Origin of the sequence: Methanococcoides seepicolus (assembly GCF_023684405.1) — an archaeon.
Classification (GTDB): Archaea; Halobacteriota; Methanosarcinia; order Methanosarcinales; family Methanosarcinaceae; genus Methanococcoides; species Methanococcoides seepicolus.
Genome location: NZ_JAGSOI010000147.1, coordinates 1 through 1,065, shown reverse-complemented (window position 1 = coordinate 1,065; position 1,065 = coordinate 1). Strand labels below are relative to the sequence as shown.

Genomic DNA, 1,065 nt, shown 5'->3' with positions numbered 1-1,065 from the left:
TAATCTCCACTGAATAGTTATACCCACAATCATGGCATTTGTAGCGTTGACGTCCATCGATTTTACCGTTCTTTTTATGATTGGAGCTCTTGCACCTGGGACAGTTCATGCATAAATATAGGTCCTAATAACATAAAAACTCTACTTAAATACCAATACCAACTTTCTAATTTGAGATTCTCACATTGGATGGCCTATATTTTTCAATATACTAGTATTAGTAGAGTGTTCATATCTTTTTAATTGCTGATTTTTGTGAGCTTACGCCGGAGAGTTTCAGATCTTCTAAAGTAGAAGGCACCAATTAAGGAAGAAGTTATTCCTATTATGGTAAATTTGTTTGAGATATCAAGGGCATATGTTCCTGCAACTATAATACTTCCTAATCCTGCGAAAAACAATCCTATTCCTTGCATACGTTGCATTTTGTCTTTTTGCATTTTATCACAGCAATTTCAATATTTTTGTTATTAATATATCTAACTTTTTTTAGATTTGTTTAATCTGATTTATAATTTTTCTTGTAATGCTGTGGATTAGTTTGCAGGGTTGCTGTAAATATATATTTCATGTCATGTGCCACAAATGACTTTTATATAAACCCATGTCATATATTGTCACACTACATATAAATACGAGAGCGTAGTGGTAGGGGTGCTCTCATTGAGCTGATCGGTGCCATTTTCGGTATGATCAGGATGAGGGTTCAAAAACGTTTATGCTCTTTCATGACTGGATTCACATTCTCAAAAAATGTGGTTATGCTTTCCGATTCGGAACGTATATATAGCATGAAGGAGTTTAAGGAAATCCACTCAATGGGTGGAATTTCAATCACCTTCAATTCAAGATCATTAGTGGAGACCTGAGCTTTTCAGGTCTGACGTTGAATTTGGCAGTTCGATTAATTCTGACTGATAGTGTAAATCTATCTATCTAGAACTAATCGAAATTGTGCATGAATAAGTAACTCTCTAATTCACTTTAGAGTGTTCTTTTCCGACAATTTTTAAGTTTAACTTCCATTTAAGTGTGCTTTAACAACAAACTCTGGTTGATCCTGCC

Annotated in this window: 2 protein-coding genes; both read right to left on the bottom strand. The window is 34.3% G+C overall.

Annotated elements, in window-relative coordinates:
- A partial coding sequence (locus KDK67_RS14145; RefSeq protein ID WP_420846926.1) for a transposase-like zinc-binding domain-containing protein occupies positions 1-109 on the bottom strand: 109 nt, incomplete at its 3' end.
- Between the two features lie 130 nt (positions 110-239).
- A complete protein-coding gene (locus tag KDK67_RS14140) occupies positions 240-440 on the bottom strand; it encodes a hypothetical protein (RefSeq protein WP_250869485.1) in 201 nt (66 codons plus the stop codon).
- Between the last annotated feature and the right edge of the window lie 625 nt (positions 441-1,065).